This is a genomic window from Brachybacterium subflavum (genome assembly GCF_009299795.1).
Lineage (GTDB): Bacteria > Actinomycetota > Actinomycetes > Actinomycetales > Dermabacteraceae > Brachybacterium > Brachybacterium subflavum.
Map to the genome: position 1 here is coordinate 59,442 of NZ_VIGP01000007.1, position 14,293 is coordinate 73,734.

The following is a 14,293-nucleotide window of genomic DNA, read 5'->3' on the forward strand; positions in this document are numbered from 1 at the left end:
TCCTGTGGACGACGCGGCGGCGCGCGGAGCACTGTCCGGCGTCCGCGACCGCTCGTCCACAATGCTCAGGATCCGAGGGGGCACGGGTGCGACAATGAGGCCCTTCCCCTTCCGAGGAGCCCCATGACCACGCGTTTCATCCCGCTCTCCGACGTCGCCGAGCAGCTCTCGATCTCCGCGTCCCAGGCCTATGCCCTGGTGCGCTCCGGCGAGCTGCGCGCGATCAAGGTGGGCGGTCGCGGGCAGTGGCGCGTCGAGCTCTCGGAGCTCGAGGCGTACATCGAGCGCTCCTACGCCGCCACCGAGACCTTCCTCGAGCAGGAGCGCACGGAGGCGCCGCAGTCCTCGTCGGCCCCGCACCGCGGCGACCGCTGACCTGATCAGTCCGGCCGCTGCGCGGTGATCGAGAGGATCCCCGAGAGCAGGATCGTCACCGCTCGCGTCCCGGAGGCCGGGCGCTGCTCGCCCGACGGCAGCAGACGGAGGTCCAGGGCGTCCTGACCGACGCCCGCGATCCGGCCCCGCATCTCCCCCGCCGCGGTGCTCACGTGCACGAGGGCGCGATCCCGTGCGAGCGCCCGCAGCGCCGTGCCGAGCCCCGGCGGGCGCAGTCGCGTGCGGCCGGGTTCCCGCACGCGCTCCGGCAGGCCCTCGAGCAGCACGATCGCGCCGAGCACCAGCCACGCGGAGCGGGCGTCGGCATCGGACCGCAGCCGCACCCAGTCGGCCCCGACCTCGACGACCTCTCCGCCGACGACCGCGCCGTCGCGCAGATGCGCCCTGATGTCGTGTCCCACCGCGCCGCGCAGACGATCGAGGACGAGCACCTGCGCGCGCTCGGCGCGCGTGAGCTCCTCGGTGACCGCGCGCCGCTCCTCGCTCTCGAGGTGGTCCATGCGCGATTCGAGGTCCTCGAACATCCTCTCCAGGCTCATCCGCCCACTCTAGGCGCTGCCACGAGCGCGTTTGCGCTTCACATCACATCGCGATAGATTCCCGCACATCGCTTCATTCGACAGCAAACTGCATCAAACGGCATGACCGATAACGGAGTCACGGCATCGGCGACGTGCCGGTGCGCACCGCGAGGGGACGAGATGAGCACGACGGACAGACCGAGCACGGGCATGAGGACCAGGGCGACCGGCCGGCGGGCCGCGCTGTCCACGCCCCTGATCGCCACGGCCTCGCTCGCGGCCGGCGCGATCCTGCTGCGGGCGACGGCGGCGCTCGAGGTCGAGGCGCGCTCGAGCTACGGCACCGACGCCCTCACGGCGCTCGTGCTGCTGGCGGTCGCGGCGCTCGGCGTCCTGCTGTGCGCGTATCTCGCCCTCGTCCACGCCCTCGCCGCCGTGGTGATGCTGCGCGGGGCCGACGCCGCGGGCTCGAGGGCGCTGCTCCGAGCGCTGCGCGTGCTCGCGCCGCGCCTCGCCTCCCGCGCGCTGGCGACGCTCGCCGTGACCACGGCGGCCGCCGGACTCCTCGCGGGGCCCGCGCAGGCCCAGGGCACGCCGGCAGCCGTCACGAGCGCGGCGGGACAGACGGCACCTCCCGCCTCGGCGCCCGCCGCGGCTCCGCTGATGCGCCTGCCCGGATCGCAGGATCACGCGCCCGAGCACGCGGATGCGTCACCGTCCGCGCAGCTGCCCGCCGAGCCCGACGCACCGCCGACCGAGGAACCCACGGACGGGCCCGACGACGGCGATCAGGACCTCCCCGGCCTGGGATGGGGCGACCAGGAGGGATCCGCGGAGGACCCCGGCCCCCACGCCGGATCCGAGTCCTCCGAGGCGACCGCCGGCACGGATGACAGCAGCGCGGAGGGCAGCGAGCGGCCGGACACCCTCACGGTGGTCGTGAAGGACGGCGATTCGCTCTGGTCGATCAGCGATGACCTCATGGGCGTCGGCACCGATCACCCGGGGGCGGTCTCAGAGGCCTGGCCCGAGCTCTTCGCCGCGAACGCCGACGTCGTCGGCCCCGACCCCGACCGCATCGAGCCCGGACAGGTGCTCACCGTCCCCGATACCCTCCCCACCTCCCAGGAGAACTCATGACCGCGACGGACGGCCTCGTGCCCACAGATCAGCAGCTCGTCGCGGGCGTGGATCCGCGCGACCCCGAGGACGGCCGCCGGCTGGTGGAGAGCGTGGCCCGCTGCGCCGTCGAGATCGTGCGCGACAGCCGGCCGGTGAGCACGCTGTCCCGGCTGGTCACCCCGGAGGTCTCGGCGTACCTGGCGCGGCGCGCGGCGCTCACCCGCAGGATCCGCGGCCTCACCGGGCGCACTCCCCGCGTGCGCCTGGCGATCTCCGGGACCCGCACGTGCGTGGTCACGCCCGGCGTCGTCGAGGCGAGCACCGTGGTGCGCGACGCCGACCGCGCGCGGTTCCTGGCCATGCGCTGGGAACTGCGCCACACCGGGTGGAGGGTCACCGTCCTGGAGGTCGGCTGACCCTCCCCCCGGAGGGGTCAGGAGCGCTTGGCGCGCCGTCCGCGCGAGGGACCGCCGGTGTTCCCGCCGGACCTCGTGGGCGAGTCGGAGCCGCGCGCGTTCGACGAGCCCTGCGCGCCCTTGGAGTCCTGCTTGCGCTGCTGGCGCTCGCGACGGCGGCGCTCGGCCCGCGAGAGCGAGGAGACGTCCTGGGCGCCGGAGCCCTCGGCCGAGGAGTAGCGAAGCTCGCGTGCGCTCGGCCCCTCGTCCAGGCCCTTCGCCCGCAGCGTCACGGCAGGGGTCGCATCCGCCGCGTCGGATCCGACTCCATCGTCCGCCAGGTCCTCGTCGGCCGTCCCCTCCTCGTCCGAGGCGCCCTCGGACGACACGCCGGCGGCAGTCTCGGAGGTTTCCCCCGCAGAGGTCCCGGCGAGAGCGCCGACCGCACCGGCGGCCTTGGTCACCAGGTCGGAGACCGACTGCGGGACGACGGGTGCGGGCTGGACCTGCACCTCGAGGTTGAAGATGTACCCGACGGCGTCCTCCTTGATGCCCGCGATCATGTCGCTGAACATCAGGTGGCCCTCGCGCTCGTACTCGATGAGCGGGTCGCGCTGGGCCATCGCGCGCAGTCCGATGCCCTCCTTGAGGTAGTCCATCTCGTAGAGGTGCTCGCGCCAGCGGCGGTCCATGACCGACATCAGCACGCGGCGCTGCAGCTGGTCCATCGCGTCCTCGCCGAGCTCGGCCCGACGGTTCTCGTAGGCCAGGTGCGCGTCGGAGAGGATCTCCTCGCGCAGCGTCGCGGCGTCCAGGTTCTCCTTGCCGCCGTGCTCCTCGACGAGCTCCTCCGCGGAGATCGAGACGGGATAGGTGGGACGCAGGGTGCCCCAGAGCTCCTCGAGGTCGACGTCCTCGGGCGTGACGCCGCGCGTGGCCGCGTCGACCGCACCGCCGATGACCTCGTCGATGTAGCGCCCGACGTGCTCCTCGAGGTCCTCGCCCTCGAGGATGCGGGTGCGCTCCTCGTAGATCTTCTTGCGCTGCTTGGTGAGGACGTCGTCGTACTTCAGGACGTTCTTGCGGATCTCCGCGTTGCGCGACTCGATGGACTGCTGGGCGCGCTGGATCGCGGAGGAGACCATACGGCCGGTGAGCGGGACCGACTCGTCGACTCCGCCGCGGGCCAGCAGCGTCTCGGCCGCGCCCGCGTTGAACAGTCGCATGAGGTCGTCCTGCAGCGAGAGGTAGAAGCGGGACTCGCCGGGATCGCCCTGTCGGCCGGAGCGGCCGCGCAGCTGGTTGTCGATGCGCCGGGACTCGTGGCGCTCGGTGCCCAGCACGTAGAGGCCTCCGGCCTCGACGACCTCGTCGTGCTGCGCGGAGACCTGGGACTCGGCCTCTGCGATCGCGTCGTCCCATGCCTCCTCGTAGGCCTCGGAGTCCTCCTCCGGGTCCAGGCCGCGCTCCTTGAGCGCGCGGTGGGCCATGAACTCCACGTTGCCGCCGAGCATGATGTCGGTGCCGCGGCCGGCCATGTTGGTGGCGACCGTGACCGCGCCCTTCGCGCCGGCCATGGCGACGATCGCGGCCTCCTGCGCGTGGTTCTTGGCGTTCAGGACCTCGTGCTCGACGCCCTGGGCGTTCAGCAGCTTCGCGAGGTACTCGGACTTCTCGACGCTCGTGGTGCCCACGAGCACGGGCTGACCCTGGTGGTGGCGGGAGACGATGTCCTCGACGACGGCGTCGAACTTCGCCTTCTCCGTGCGGAAGACCTTGTCGACCTGGTCCTGGCGGATCATGTCCTTGTGGGTGGGGATCGGCACCACACCGAGCTTGTAGGTGTTCATGAACTCGGCGGCCTCGGTCTCGGCCGTGCCGGTCATGCCCGACAGCTTCTCGTAGAGCTTGAAGTAGTTCTGCAGGGTGATCGTGGCGAGCGTCTGGTTCTCGGCCTTGATCGCCACGCCCTCCTTCGCCTCGATGGCCTGGTGCATGCCCTCGTTGTAGCGGCGACCGGCGAGGATGCGTCCGGTGTGCTCGTCGACGATGAGCACCTCGCCGTTGAGGACCACGTAGTCCTTGTCCTTCTTGAACAGCTCCTTCGCCTTGATGGCGTTGTTCAGGAATCCGATCAGGGGGGTGTTCAGCGACTCGTAGAGGTTGTCGATCCCCAGGTGGTCCTCGACCTTGTCGATGCCGGTCTCGAGCACGCCCACGGTGCGCTTCTTCTCGTCGACCTCGTAGTCGCGGTCGCGGCGCAGCAGCTGGACGACCTTCGCGAACTCGGCGTACCACTTGTTGGCGTCGCCCGAGGCGGGGCCCGAGATGATCAGCGGCGTCCTGGCCTCGTCGATGAGGATCGAGTCGACCTCGTCGACGATCGCGAAGAAGTGGCCGCGCTGGACGCGCTCGTCGGCGCTCAGGGCCATGTTGTCGCGCAGGTAGTCGAAGCCGAACTCGTTGTTCGTGCCGTAGGTGATGTCCGCGGCGTACTGCTCGCGGCGCTCCTCGGGCTTCTGCCCGGAGATGATGCAGCCCGTGCTCAGCCCCAGCGCGCGGAACACGCGCCCCATGATCTCGCTCTGGTAGGAGGCGAGGTAGTCGTTGACCGTGATCACGTGCACGCCCTTGCCCGCGAGGGCGTTGAGGTAGGCGGGGAGCGTGGCGACCAGGGTCTTGCCCTCACCGGTCTTCATCTCGGCGATGCGACCGCGGTGCAGCGCCGCGCCGCCCATCACCTGCACCTCGTAGGGCCGCTGGCCCAGGGTGCGGCTCGCGGCCTCGCGCACAGCGGCGAAGGCCTCGACCTGGATGTCGTCGAGGGTCTCGCCGTCCTCGAGGCGCTCGCGGAAGCGCACGGACTCCTCGCGCAGCTCCTCGTCGCTGTAGTCCTCGTAGATCGCGGCCGCGTCGTCGACGCGACGGGAGATGGTGGTGAGCCTGCGCAGCTCACGGCCTTCGCCGGCGCGCAGGATCGTGTCGAAGAGGTTGACCACTCGTGCTCCTCGGGGTGGACCGTGACCGGTCCGGTTCGTCTCGTCCGCCCGGGAGGGCGGATGGTGTTCCGGCCCGCCGGGGGCGGATCGGCAGTGCGCGGGCGCCGACGGCCCCGGAGGGCGCGGCGCCGCCCCATCCTACGTGTCCTCTCCTGCGAGCGCCGTGCCACAGGGCACACGGCGGGGCGGCGATCCGGGGCCGCCTACGACAGCATCTCCGCGAGCGCGGGGGCGAGGTCGCCGACGCCGAGCACCTCGATGCTCGTCAGTCCCTGCCAGCGCGCGGCGCGACCGAGCTCGTCGGCGAGCGCGGGAGCGATCTCCTCGACGCCCGGCACCCTCTCCCGCGCACGCATGGCGGGCAGCGGTTCGAGGTGCGCCTCGCAGACCTCGAGGACGCCGCGCCGGCGGTCGCTGCGCAGGTCGATCCGCGCGACGATCCGATCGCCCAGCAGGAAGGGCAGGGCGTAGTAGCCGTGGGTGCGCTGGGCGCGCGGCGTGTAGATGCCGATCCGGTACTCGACGTCGAAGAGGTCGCGCAGACGGGGGCGATGGAAGGCGACGGGATCGAAGGGGCTCACGAGGGCGGCCGCGGCGACCGGGGCGGGTCGTGGCGCCTCGTGGTGCAGCAGGAGGGGAAGCTCCCGGGCGCCGCGGCGCACGGTGACCTCGCGCAGCATCCCGGTGGCGAGCATGTCCCGGATGTGCGGAGCGACCTCGGCCGCGCGCAGCCGGAAGTAGTCGGCGATGTCCGCCGGGGAGGCGATCCCGAGCGCCTTCGCGGCGCGGCGGGCGAGCTCCCCCTGCGCGGCGGACGGATCCGGTCCGCTCCCCTCGTCGTCCCCGCGCTCCGGGAGGGCGATGGGGTCGGCGGCGTGATCCGGCAGCGGCGCGCCGGCCTCGACCGCATAGAGCCGCTCGAACTGGGGACTGCGGCCGACGCAGTCCACGTGGCCGGCGCGGAAGAGGTACTCGACGAGCCACTGGGTGTCCGAACGGCGCCATCCCCAGCCCTCGGCGGGCTTCTCCTCGTCGCCCACGCGGCGGGCGACGGCGGCGGCGCTGATCGGCCCGTGCGCGGCGATGACGTCGAGCACGCGGCGCATCGCCCCCGCGTCCGAGCCGGCGGCGCGGCGCACGGCGCCCCAGTCCCTGCGCGCGGCGCGCTCGCGGCGGAAGCCCAGCAGCGAGTGGACCTCGGCGGTCGTGAAGGCGGCCTCGTGCGCGAGGGCCTCCTGGACCAGACGCCCGCGGCCGGGCCGGCTCGCGCGGTCCAGGACGTCCACGTCCCAGCAGCCGCGGCGCGTGAACACGGGCATGTGATGGGCCCGGGCGAACACGCTCACGGAGTCGATCTGCAGCAGGTGGGTGCGCTCGAGGGTCCTCTCGAGGCTGCGCCGGCTCGCGGCGCGTGCGGGAAGGTCGTCGGCGCGGCGCCCGCCGATGCCCTGCGCGCGCAGAGCGATGCGGCGGGCGGATCTCCAGCTCAGTCGCTCGGCCATGGATCCGATCCTAGGAGCAGGGTGGGACGGAGCGGCCCCGCATGCGGCTCCGCCCGCCGCGGGGAGCGCGACGGGCGGAGCATGCGGGGGTCGATGTTCGGTGGTCGATGGCGCACTGCGGGGGTGCGCAGGGCGCTGCGCTCTCAGGCGCTGCGGGCGGAGAGCTCGTCCTCGGGGTCGATGTCGAGGGCGACCTCCTCCACGCGCTCGAGCTCGATGACGCCGTAGCTCCAGCCCTTGCGGCGGTAGACCACCTTGGGGTTGCCGGTCGCCTCGTCGATGAAGAGGTAGAAGTCGTGGCCCACGAGCTCCATGCGGTTCAGGGCATCGTCGATGCTCATGGGGGCGGCCTTGTGCTTCTTCTCGCGGATCACGACCGGGCTCTCGTCGGCGGCGTCGCCCGTCTCGTCCTCGTCCGCGGCTGCGACCGCGGGAGCCTCGTCGGCCGAAGCCGCGGCCACCGAGTCCTCGGGGAGCAGTGGGATCTCCCCGGTGTGACCCATGGTCCGCACGCTCTCGGCCCCGCGGCCGCGGGAGCGTCCGCGGCGGTGGTCCTTGCGGCGGTCGCGGGCGCGCCGCAGGCGCTCGAACAGCTTGCCGTAGGCGACGTCGAGCGCGCCGTAGAGGTCATCGGCCCGGGCTTCCGAGCGGATCACGGCGCCGTCGTCATGCACGGTGATCTCCACGCGGGCTGCCTGATCGGCCTGGCGGGGGTTGCTCTCCTCCGAGAGCTCCACGTCCACCCGCATGACCGCGGGTGCGAGCTGGGTGACCTTCTCGAGCTTCTCCGACAGATGGCGGTGGAAGCGCTCCGGGACGTCCATGTGGCGTCCGACGACGTTGATCTCCATGAGGTCCTCCTCATTCGAACGATCGCGGCCGATGATCAGCCCGGCCGCATTGGCTGGTCCGACTGCCACCTCCTCGTACGAGGCATCCACCCGTCCGCTGCGAGTGTGACGTACAGCATGGCACGGAATCCTGGGTGACGTCAGGGGAGCGTCCGAGTGGCGGGCAGGCGCGCCGAGGCGACCACGACCGCCCCGACGACCTCGATGCCCACTCCCCCGAGCGCCTCGGCGCTCGCCCGCAGGGTCGCGCCCGTGGTCACCACGTCGTCCACGAGGATCACCGGCGCGCCCTCGCGCCGCGTGCGCGGCAGCGTCCCGCTGCGCACGGCGAGGTGGCGACGGCGCCGCTGACGCGCCGTGCGCCCCTCCTGCCCCTCGCCGAGCGTGCCGCGAAGGATCTCCCAGGGCAGTCCCGTGCGGCGGGAGATCGCCGCGGCCAGCTCGGCGGTGTGGTCCTCCCCGCGCCGCACGCGGGAGCCGAGCCTGCTGGGCACGGGCACGAGCACGGGGCCGCGCTCTCGATAGGCCTCTCCCGCCTCGTCCGCGAGCGCCCGGGCCGCCGGGGCGAGGCCCCGCGCGAGGACCGGGACCAGGTGGGCCCTGCCGCCGTTCTTCCACGCCAGCACCAGGTCCTGGAGGGATCCCGCGTACTCGCCGAGCGCCATCACCGGCAGCAGCGCACGATGGTCCACGCCCGCGGGGGCGCCGTCCTCCCCCACGCGGACCCGGACGTCCTGCACCAGCTGCAGTGCATCGCACACCGCCTCCACCCGGCGGGCCTCGACGGCGAGCAGCTCGGCGCAGTCCTCGCACAGCAGGCGCCCCTCGCCGCCGCAGGGGCATTCGAGCGGCACGAGCAGGCCGCAGGTCTCGCGCAGGATCGCGACGAGCAGCTCCCCGGCCCTGCGGCCGGGCACCGCGGTGCGCGTGGGATCCCTCATCGGCTCAGCACAGCACCTCGGCTCCCCGCCCGCGGGGCGGGAGCGCCGACTGTGGACGACGGCCCCCTGGGGAGGACCGGCGGACGGTCCTGGTGCGGACGGGCGTCAGTAGAAGGAGGGGTCGCGGGCATCCATCTCGACGTCGCCCCAGGAGGATCCCTCGACGCGCAGCAGCCGGCCGTCGCTCGTGGTGGCCCAGACGGCGACGGTGACGCCGGTCCCCGCGACCCAGTCGACCGTGGTCGGAGGCGCGGGCAGGCGATCGCCATCCTCCTGCAGGCCCATGATCTGGGCCCGCGGCGCCGAGCTCTCCGCGTCCTCGCCCAGCAGCAGCGCGGTGGACTCGTCGTACCAGGTGGCCAAGCGCAGCGACGCGAGCGAGGTCGGAAGCTGCACGGGCTCGGCGAGCGCGCGGGGCACGCCGTGCTCGTCGCGCACCACGGCGCTCAGGTCCAGGCGCGGGGTGCCGTCGTCGCTCGAGAGCACGAGCGCGCGGGTGGCGTCGGCCGCGAGGTCGAAGGAGAGCAGCCGGCGGCCGTCGAGCCAGGTCGCGTCGACCTTCGCGTCGTCCTCGGTGCTGCGGCTGGACAGGGCGAGCAGCGCCCCCGAGCCCGTCCGGGTGGGTGCCCACACGAAGCCCGCATCATCGATCCGCGGGGGCAGCAGGTCGGGTCCGACGGCCACCTCGCGGCGGGGGACGCTGCCGTCGCTCGAGCACAGCACGACCGCGGAGCGGTCCTTGCGCAGGGCGGCCGCGAGCGGGGAGGCCTGGGACATCGCCGGGGCGTGCACGGTCTCCTTCGCGAGCGCCGGGACCATCTGCTCCGCCTTCGTCCCGGCGCCGACGTCCGCGAGGGAGACGACGCCCAGGGTGCCGGCGGCGATCGGACGATGGCCGGGGAGAGCCCGCGAGGGCCCGTCGGCGGGCGGCTCGAGATCCTTCCCCTCGCGCAGCAGCTTCACGTCCGAGAGCGCCGGCACCGAGCGCAGGGTCGCCTGGATCTGGGCGATCGCGAGATCGCGCGCGTCTGCGTCCAGCGAGGCGATGGTCCCGGGCAGCTCGAGCTGGAGCACGCCGTCGCCGCCCGCGCTCACGGACGCCGACCCCAGGTGCGCGCTCTCGGGGACGGCGGTGCGCACGGCTTTGGTGAAGGGCGCGGCGGGGCCGGACTCGAGCGCGCTGAGCGCGGAGGCCGTGACGTCGCGCGCGAAGAACCAGCGCGGATCGGGCACCAGATGGATCTGCCGGGGGTCGAGGAAGTAGAGGCGGACGGCGCGGAAGAGCAGCGAGAACGCGGAGTCGGAGAGGAAGATGCCCGCGGGCGGATCGCTGATCCTCCACTGCCCGTGCTCCTGCACGACGCCGAGCGCGACCTCGCGCGCGCTCGCGCCGCCGTAGAGGGTGCGCACGCCGGCGCGGTCGACGTGCCCCACGGCCTGCACGCTCAGGTGCACGCTCGAACGGTTCTCGACGGTGATCGCGAGCTCGGTGCCCGCCGAGTACAGGGTGACCCCCGCCGCGGGATCCCAGCTCGCGCGCGCCGAGGAGGTGAGGTACTGGCGGGCGACTCCGAAGTCGTCCTCGGGGCCGACGCCCGCGAGCACGAAGCCCGAGACGATCTGCTCGGGGCTCGCGCCGTCGGCCGGCGGCTGCGGCTGCACGTAGGGCACGTCGGAGGCCGCGGCCCCGCTCAGGCTCTCGCGGTGCACGTCGCCCGAGGTGGGGATGCGCGCGCACGCGCCGAGCGCGAGCGCCGTCCCCAGCAGGCCCGCCCCGCGCAGCACTCCGCGGCGTCCGATCTCATGCATCGTCGTCGACCTCCGCGTCCTCTCCCAGGGCCGGCAGCGCGTCGGCCCTCACCGGGATCTCCCCGGTGACCGTGCCGACGCTCGCCTGGCCGCGATCGATCCCGGTGAACGAGCGCTCGAGGGCGAGCGGGGAGCGCGCGAGCTGGGTGCCGGGTCTGCGCGGGAGGGTCAGGCGGAACACGGCGCCCTGGCCCCTGCGGCCCCAGGCCTGCAGCCAGCCTCCGTGGAGGTGGGCGTCCTCGAGGGAGATCGCCAGGCCCAGACCGGTCCCGCCCAGGGTGCGGGCGCGCGAGGGGTCGGCGCGCCAGAACCGGGCGAAGACCTGCTCGGCGTCCTCGGGGGTGAGGCCGACGCCGAAGTCCTGGACGATGACGGCGACCGCCTGGTCGTCGGCCCCCGTGCGCACGACGACGGGCCGCCCGGCCCCGTGCTCGATGGCATTGGTGAGCAGATTGCGCAGCACGCGGTCGATGCGCCGGGAGTCCACCACCGCCTCGGTCGACAGCGACGTCAGCTGGACGTCCAGCAGAGAGCCGCGCGAGCCCGCGAGGGGACGGGCGTCCTCGGCGGCGCGCATGACGAGGTCCCCGAGGTCGTGGCGGCGGGCGTCGAGCACGGCGGCCCCGGCGTCGAAGCGGGAGATCTCCAGGAGGTCCGCGAGCAGGGTGTCGAAGCGTCGCACCTGCGCGGAGAGCAGCTCCGTGGTGCGGACCACCTCGGGCGTGAAGTCCTCGCGGTGCTCGTCGAGCACGGAGGTCGCCATGCGGATCGTCGTCAGCGGGGTCCGCAGCTCGTGGGAGACGTCGGAGACGAAGCGCTGCTGGACGCGCGAGAGCTCGGTGAGGTCCTCGATCTTCTGCTCGAGGTTGCTGGCCATGGCGTTGAAGGAGCGCCCCACCTTCGCGATCTCGTCGGAGCCGGTGGCCTCGACGCGGCTGCCCAGGTCGCCCGCGGCGATCTTCTCCGCGGCGCTCGCGGCGCGCTGCAGGGGCGCGGTGACCAGACGCGCGACGACGATCGCGATGCCCATCACGAGTGCGAGCATGACGGCTCCGCCGCCCAGCAGGGCCCGCTGCACGAACTGCAGCGTCTGCTGCTCCTGGCCCAGGGAGTACAGCAGGAACAGGTCGTAGGTGCCGCTGCCGGGCACCACCACGCGGGTGCCCACGAGCAGCTGCGGCTCGGTCGCGCCCGAGTCGTCGGTGCGCCCGACGCTGCGCCACACCAGCGCGTCCGAGGTCTCGGCGACCGAGCTGCGCATGTCGGAGTCGACGAGGTCGAGCATCGCCCGGTCCGAGGCGATCGTGGAGGTCGCGCTCGTGGTGTCCACGGGCACCAGGGCCGCATCGCGCCGGGCGCCGCTGTCGGTGCTGCGCAGGCCCTGGATGAAGCTCGCGGCGGCGTCCTGCGACTGGGTCGAGGTGGCGCCCGCGGTGCCGTTCAGGGTGTCCAGCAGATCCTGGCGGATCGTCGTGGACTCCTCGAGCACCTGCACACGGCGCTGCTCGTAGAGGCCGTCGGAGATCACGGAGGAGAGGTAGGTGCCGACGCTCATCACGGAGATCGCCGCGAGCAGGATCGTCAGCGCCACCACGCGCACCGCGAGGGTCCAGCGCCGCGGATCGAACCACAGGCGCGGGTGGGCGTAGCGGCCCAGCAGGCGGCGCAGCCGCTGCCACCCCGTCCGCCCGGTCGGCCCGTGCTCGTCGCCGCGTCCGCCGGGCCCGGTCCGGTCCGCAGCGTCCATGGCGGTGATGCGCGCGCCCCGGGCGTCCAGGACGCTCAGGACGCGCCGCCCGCGCGGTAGCCCACGCCGCGCACGGTGACGACGATGCGCGGATGCTCGGGATCGATCTCGATCTTCGAGCGCAGGCGCTGGACGTGCACGTTGACCAGGCGGGTGTCGGCGCTGTGGCGGTACCCCCAGACCTCCTTGAGCAGCGTCTCGCGCGTGAAGACCTGCCAGGGCCGACGGGCCAGCTGCACGAGGAGCTCGAACTCCAGCGGGGTCAGCGGGATCTTCTCGCCGTCGCGGCGGACCTCGTGCCCGTCGACGTCGATGGACAGGTCGCCGACGCTCAGCTGCTCGGTGCTGGGCGCCTCGCTGCGCCGCACCCTCGCCTTGATGCGGGCGACGAGCTCATCGGGCTCGAAGGGCTTGGTGAGGTAGTCGTCCGCCCCCGCCTCGAGGCCCTCGACCACGTCGGCCGTGTCCGAGCGGGCGGTGAGCATGAGGATGGGGACGCCGGAGTGGCGGCGCAGGCGACGGCACACCTCGATGCCGTCCATGCCCGGGAGCATGAGGTCCAGGAGGACGAGGTCGGGGTGGAGGCGGTCGAAGGCGTCCAGCGCGGAGGCGCCGTCGGCCGTGGTGACCACGTCGAACCCCTTGCCCCGCAGCACGATGCCCACCATCTCCGCGATCGCATGATCGTCATCGACCACCAGGATGCGTGAGGACGTCGTCATGGGCTCATTGTGCCATTCGTCCCGTCCTCCGCCGTGGACCGACGTCGTCGCAGGTCTCGACCATCGTCGTATCCGCCGCGGGCACGCGGCACCGTACGGTGGGGCAGGCGCGGCGAAGCGGACGCCATGGACCATCGAGGACGACGAGAGGTGAGCGACGTGACCGGACCGAGCGGACCGTGGAGCGCTCCGGGAGCAGGCGCACCGACGACGTCCTCCCCCGCGTCGCCCGCGCCCGGGTCGCAGGAGGCACCGGGCCGTCCCGGCCCCGTGCAGCGCGAGCTCGTCCGCAGCCCGGGCCTGTTCCCGCTGCGGCCCCTGGGGGTCGGCGAGATCTTCTCCGCGGCGGTCGGGATCTACCGCCGCCGCCCGAAGCTCGTGTTCGGCGTCAGCGCGATCGTGCTGGGCATCGCCTTCGTGCTCAACCCGGTGGCCGCCGGCATCGGCATCGCGCCCACGGCCGTGCAGCTCCAGGGCATCTCCCAGGATCCCACGGCGGCGTCCTCGAGCGCCGCCGACCCGTTCGGCTCCTCGCTCGGCGACATGCTCGCGACCATCGGATCCTCCATGGTCTCGGGAGTGATCACGCTGGTGGCCATGCAGCTGGTGCTCGTGGTCCTCACCCGGGTCGCCCTCGCGGAGGCCGTCGGCTCCCGCACCGACGACGCCTCCCTGCGCGCCGCGCTGCGCTCGCACGGGCCGCGGGCCGCGCTCACGGCGATCCTCGTCTCCCTCATGGGGTTCACGGCTTTCGTGGTGATCTCCCTGATCGGCGGCCTGCCGCTGCTCGTCGTCCGCGAGGCGCACTGGTGGACGATCCTGCCGCTGCCGGTGTTCCTGGTCCTGGGACTGCTGGCCTCGCTGTGGGTGTGGGCGCGCACCGCCTTCTCGACCCCCGCGCTCGTCCTCGAGGACACGAGCGTGCTGGGCGGCGTGCGCCGCTCCTTCGCGCTCACCCGGGGCCGGCGTCTGTGGCGCGCGCTCGGGATCGCCCTGCTGCTGACGGTCTCGTACACCCTCGTGCAGCAGGTGATCGCCGGAGTCTTCGGGACCGTCGGCACGGTCCTCTACGTGATCATCCTGCTGGCCACACAGATGACGGGCCTCGTGCCGGGGATGATCCTGCTGATGGTCGTGACGATGCTCGGCTCGTACGCGGCCTCCGTGGTCGTCGTGCCGTTCTGGGCCTCCGGCCTCACCGCGCTCTACGCCGATCTGCGGATGCGCCACGAGTCCTGGGACATCGCGCTGCGGCGCGCGCAGCAGGACGCGGACGGCAGGTGAGCGC

The 14,293-nt window shown here is 73.1% G+C and carries 12 protein-coding genes; 4 read left to right on the forward strand and 8 right to left on the reverse strand.

All coding sequences use genetic code 11. The annotated features are described in order from the left end of the window. Positions 1–123: 123 nt before the first annotated feature. Positions 124–375 carry a helix-turn-helix transcriptional regulator gene (locus FHG10_RS16025; RefSeq protein ID WP_152354369.1) on the forward strand — a complete coding sequence of 84 codons (252 nt, stop codon included), beginning with the start codon at positions 124–126 and terminating at the stop codon, positions 373–375. A 5-nt stretch (positions 376–380) separates the two neighbouring features. On the opposite strand, the gene FHG10_RS16030 is transcribed toward FHG10_RS16025, so the two are convergent. Further along, on the reverse strand, positions 381–935 hold the full coding sequence (locus FHG10_RS16030; protein WP_152354370.1) for a hypothetical protein: 555 nt from the start codon (positions 933–935) through the stop codon (positions 381–383). 162 nt (positions 936–1,097) lie between these two features. Between FHG10_RS16030 and FHG10_RS18325 the strand changes: the two genes are divergently transcribed. After that, a complete protein-coding gene (locus FHG10_RS18325) occupies positions 1,098–2,057 on the forward strand; it encodes a LysM peptidoglycan-binding domain-containing protein (protein WP_227488321.1) in 960 nt (319 codons plus the stop codon). Beyond that, on the forward strand, positions 2,054–2,455 hold the full coding sequence (locus tag FHG10_RS16040) for an Rv3235 family protein (RefSeq protein ID WP_152354371.1): 402 nt from the start codon (positions 2,054–2,056) through the stop codon (positions 2,453–2,455). The genes FHG10_RS18325 and FHG10_RS16040 overlap by 4 nt, the downstream gene beginning before the upstream one ends. A 17-nt stretch (positions 2,456–2,472) precedes the next feature. Here the strand turns inward: FHG10_RS16040 and secA are convergent, their stop codons facing one another. The 7 genes from secA to mtrA form a co-directional block, all read right to left on the reverse strand. Beyond that, entirely contained in the window at positions 2,473–5,433 is a 2,961-nt protein-coding gene (gene secA, locus FHG10_RS16045; protein WP_152354372.1) for a preprotein translocase subunit SecA, read from the reverse strand. Between the two features lie 203 nt (positions 5,434–5,636). Continuing rightward, on the reverse strand, positions 5,637–6,935 hold the full coding sequence (locus FHG10_RS16050) for a winged helix-turn-helix domain-containing protein (protein WP_152354373.1): 1,299 nt from the start codon (positions 6,933–6,935) through the stop codon (positions 5,637–5,639). Between the two features lie 143 nt (positions 6,936–7,078). Beyond that, positions 7,079–7,786, reverse strand: a complete 708-nt coding sequence (gene hpf / locus FHG10_RS16055) for a ribosome hibernation-promoting factor, HPF/YfiA family (protein WP_152354465.1) — start codon at positions 7,784–7,786, stop codon at positions 7,079–7,081. A gap of 140 nt (positions 7,787–7,926) precedes the next feature. Next, complete coding sequence (locus FHG10_RS16060) at positions 7,927–8,727, reverse strand: ComF family protein (RefSeq protein WP_227488322.1); 801 nt, start codon at positions 8,725–8,727, stop codon at positions 7,927–7,929. Between the two features lie 105 nt (positions 8,728–8,832). Beyond that, positions 8,833–10,536 (reverse strand): GerMN domain-containing protein, encoded by a 1,704-nt coding sequence (locus tag FHG10_RS16065; protein WP_152354374.1) that lies wholly within the window; start codon positions 10,534–10,536, stop codon positions 8,833–8,835. Beyond that, entirely contained in the window at positions 10,529–12,283 is a 1,755-nt protein-coding gene (mtrB, locus tag FHG10_RS16070; protein ID WP_152354375.1) for an MtrAB system histidine kinase MtrB, read from the reverse strand. The genes FHG10_RS16065 and mtrB overlap by 8 nt, the downstream gene beginning before the upstream one ends. Before the next feature lie 35 nt (positions 12,284–12,318). Next, positions 12,319–13,005: an MtrAB system response regulator MtrA gene (gene mtrA / locus FHG10_RS16075; protein WP_152354376.1), complete on the reverse strand. Its 687-nt coding sequence runs from the start codon at positions 13,003–13,005 to the stop codon at positions 12,319–12,321. A 150-nt stretch (positions 13,006–13,155) separates the two neighbouring features. Here mtrA and FHG10_RS16080 point away from each other — a divergent pair, with 150 nt between their 5' ends. Beyond that, positions 13,156–14,289 carry a glycerophosphodiester phosphodiesterase gene (locus FHG10_RS16080; protein WP_227488323.1) on the forward strand — a complete coding sequence of 378 codons (1,134 nt, stop codon included), beginning with the start codon at positions 13,156–13,158 and terminating at the stop codon, positions 14,287–14,289. Positions 14,290–14,293: the final 4 nt, after the last annotated feature.